We start from the raw sequence: 3,136 nt of genomic DNA, 5'->3' as shown, positions 1-3,136 counted from the left end.
CGTTGCGCCCGAGCGCCCAGGAGCGGTGCGCCGCCTCCGCCGGATCCACCACGGGCGCGTGCCCGGACGCGGCGGCGCGCGCGTCATCCAGCGGTGCGGACACGTCCCGCCCGTCGCGCCACGTGTCGGAGGCGAGCAGCACCGCCGGATCCCGAGGCGGCGCCGTGTCGGAGATGCCCTGCGCCGCGAGGCACGGGCGGAGGCGGATGTCCTCGGCCTCGTCGATCGCGGCCGTCGAGACGCCCACGACACCGTCGAGCGGCATGCTCCACGCCGCCGCGTCGCGCGCGGGTGGATCCGGTACGGGCGTCGTGGCGGGCGGCGGCGCGTTCACGATCGCGATGCCGACGAGGCCCGCCGCGACGAGCGTCGAGGCGATGCCCCGCGGGGTGGCGAGCCGTCGGACGGCGCGGCGTGCGGGGGATGTGCAGGGGGATGCGCTCACGACCGCACCAGTCCTCTCTCGTGGGCGAAGACGACGACCTGCAGGCGGCTGCGGAGACCGAGCTTCGCGAGCACCGCCTGCACGTGCGTCTTCACGGTGGACGCCGAGACGAAGGACGCCTCGGCGATCTGGGTGTTGCTGAGCCCGCGCGCGACGAGCAGGAACGTCTCGCGCTCCCGTGGCGTCAGCGCGGCGAGCACGTCCAGGTCGGGGCGCGGCGGCGGGGATCCGAAGTCGCGCAGGAGGTCCTCGGTGTCGCCCGTCACGTCGCCGGCCGCCGCGGCGCGCACGGTGGCGAGCAGCACCTCGGGCCGGGCGTCCTTGGTGAGGAACGCGGCGGCGCCGGCCCGGGCGGCGGCGCGCACGGCCTGGTCCTCGCGCATGGTGGTGAGCACGACCACCCGGGGCGCCTCGGCGCCGCCGTCCCGCATGGCGGCGGTCGCGGCGAGGCCGTCGAGCACGGGCATGCGGAGGTCCATCAGCACCACGTCGGGCGACTCGCGCCGCACCAGGTCGATCCCCGCGCGACCGTCCCCGGCGATGCCGACGCAGACGAGGTCGTCCGTGGCGTCGATCTGCATGCGCAGGCCCTGGGCGAAGAGCGGCTGGTCGTCGACCACCGCCACGCGGACGCGCTCAGCCACGGACCGCGGCCTCATCGGAGGCGGAAGCGGAGGCGGGCGCGAGCGCTGATGCGAGGGCGGGCGCCGCCTGCGCGCCGTCGAACGGCAGGAACGCGGTCACGACGAACTCGCCGTCCCCGTCCGGCTCGGCGGTCAGCCAGCCGCCGGCGATGCGGGCGCGCTCGCGCATCCCCGCGATCCCCGCCCCCGCTCCGGGCAGGGCGTCGCGCTGCACGAGCGGCGACCGACCCGAGGATCGCACCAGGATCGCGAGCCCGGGACCCCGCCAGTCGAGCACGACCGCCGCGCGTGCCTCCGCGCCGCCGTGCTTCAGCGCGTTCGTCAGGCTCTCCTGCACGATCCGGTACACAGCGAGCTGGTGCGCGGGACGGAGGTCCAGGCGCTCCCCGAGCTCGTCGAGGGTGATCCCCATGCCGACGTCGCGCATGCGCTCGACGAGGGCGGGCAGGTCGGCGAGCGACAGCAGCTCGTCGCCCGCCTCGGTGATGCGCTCGATCAGCCCGCGGACGTCGGTCAGCGCGTCGCGCGCGACCCCGGAGATCGCGGACAGCGCGCCGGCCACGATCTCCGGCTGCCGCGCCGACATGGCCGTGGCGCCCTCCGACTGCGCCACGACGATCGTGAGCGCGTGCGCCACCGAGTCGTGCACGTCGCGGGAGATGCGGGCGCGCTCCATCCCGAGCCGGAGCTCGAGGTCGGTCTCGGCCAGGCGGTCCTCGGCCTCGTCGAGCACGCGGCCCAGGCGGCGCAGGCGTGCGGCGGCACCGATGCCGAACCCGGCCGCCCAGGCGAGGACGACCGCGCCGACGCACGCGAGGAGCAGGACGACCACCGCGTCGCCGACCGGCTGGTCGCTGCCGGTCGCGAGGCGGTCCGTCCAGTCGAGGATGCGGGATCGCGCGGCATCCGTCGGCATCGCGACGTGGAGGACGGCGGCTCCGGCGGCGAGGATCCCGGCGGGCAGGGCCGCGAGCCGCATCCGACGCGCGCCTGTGGCGGCGATGAGGAGGACGACGATGCCGATCGCCGCGTGCATCGGCCAGGTGGTCGAGTCGGCGGCGGGGGCGAGCCCCACGAGCTGCAGCACCGGGATCGCGACGACGATCGCGAGCGACGCGGCCGGCAGCCAGACGGCCAGGGCGATGGCCGCCCCGAGCGCGACGGCCAGCGTGGCGGTGCCGGCGAGGCCGGAGCGGCCCGCCTCGGCGAGGATCCAGAGGCCGGCGAACGCGACGCCGCCGAGCGGGGCGACCGAGTGCGCGATCGTGCGGGAGGAGGTCATGGGCTCAGGCTACGAGCGGCCATCGCCCCGGCGGGCCGAGGCGGGGGAACCTCATCCTCGCGGGGGAGACGCCGGCGCGCGCTGGCAGACTGGGCCCGTGACCCGCACCCCCGCCGCCCCCGCGTTCACCCGTCCGTCGCTCGCGCCGGGGCTCCTCGGCGCCATCGTGCTGCTGGCCGGGTTCGCGGTGATCGACGGCGACCTCTTCACGGTCGTGCGGTTCGCGGTGTCGATCCTCGCGCTCATCATGATCGTGTTCTCGGTGCGCGCCCGCAGCTGGTGGAGCGCCGCGCTGCTCGCGGCGGTCGCCGTCATGTGGAACCCGGTCGCCGTGATCCCCGTCGAGGCCGTCACCTGGCAGTCGCTGCAGTACATGGCCGCGATCGTGTTCATCGCGGCGGGCATCCTCGTGAAGGTGCCCGTCGAAGACGCCCCTACGCCGGGCCGACCCCGAACGCGCGCTCCTCGGTGAGGCCGCGCCGCAGGTAGGCGACGATCTCGTCGAGCGACCGGCGGGCGAGCGCCGGGTCCGCCGCCGGGTAGGCGAGCCAGCCCTGGTCGGCGCGGGGGATCCGCACGAGCCGCGCCTTCGTCCCCGCGGCCTTCAGCGCCGCGACGCCCTCGACGACGTGGTCGATCCGCGGGTCGGCGCTGCCCACGTGCACGAGCGCGTCGGGGAGCCGGTCGAGCCCGTGGCCCTGCCGGTCGGCGGCCCTGCCGGTCGGCACGTCGCCGCTGGGGCTGACGAGCACGAGCCGCAGCACG

At 76.4% G+C, this 3,136-nt stretch carries 5 protein-coding genes; 1 reads left to right on the top strand and 4 read right to left on the bottom strand.

Annotation, left to right across the window (positions count from 1 at the left end):
• The 3 genes from DZG00_RS13945 to DZG00_RS13935 all read right to left on the bottom strand — a co-directional run.
• A partial coding sequence (locus DZG00_RS13945) for a hypothetical protein (protein ID WP_147360017.1) occupies nucleotides 1–445 on the bottom strand: 445 nt, incomplete at its 3' end.
• The gene (locus DZG00_RS13940) at nucleotides 442–1,089 is read right to left on the bottom strand and encodes a response regulator (RefSeq protein WP_233550149.1); all 648 of its coding nucleotides are present in this window, start codon (nucleotides 1,087–1,089) and stop codon (nucleotides 442–444) included. The genes DZG00_RS13940 and DZG00_RS13945, both read right to left, overlap by 4 nt.
• On the bottom strand, nucleotides 1,082–2,371 hold the full coding sequence (locus DZG00_RS13935; protein ID WP_119455743.1) for a sensor histidine kinase: 1,290 nt from the start codon (nucleotides 2,369–2,371) through the stop codon (nucleotides 1,082–1,084). The genes DZG00_RS13940 and DZG00_RS13935 overlap by 8 nt, the downstream gene beginning before the upstream one ends.
• A gap of 97 nt (nucleotides 2,372–2,468) precedes the next feature.
• Here DZG00_RS13935 and DZG00_RS13930 point away from each other — a divergent pair, with 97 nt between their 5' ends.
• Complete coding sequence (locus tag DZG00_RS13930; protein ID WP_119383292.1) at nucleotides 2,469–2,843, top strand: DUF6804 family protein; 375 nt, start codon at nucleotides 2,469–2,471, stop codon at nucleotides 2,841–2,843.
• Here the strand turns inward: DZG00_RS13930 and DZG00_RS13925 are convergent.
• The coding region (locus DZG00_RS13925; RefSeq protein ID WP_511172842.1) for an alpha/beta hydrolase family protein at nucleotides 2,806–3,136 on the bottom strand (331 nt) is incomplete at its 5' end. The two genes, DZG00_RS13930 and DZG00_RS13925, sit on opposite strands and share 38 nt — an antisense overlap.

Origin of the sequence: Clavibacter lycopersici (genome assembly GCF_003576405.1) — a bacterium.
Taxonomy (GTDB): Bacteria; Actinomycetota; Actinomycetes; order Actinomycetales; family Microbacteriaceae; genus Clavibacter; species Clavibacter lycopersici.
The sequence above is the reverse complement of the archived record's forward strand: the minus strand, read 5'-3'. Positions and strand labels throughout refer to the sequence as shown.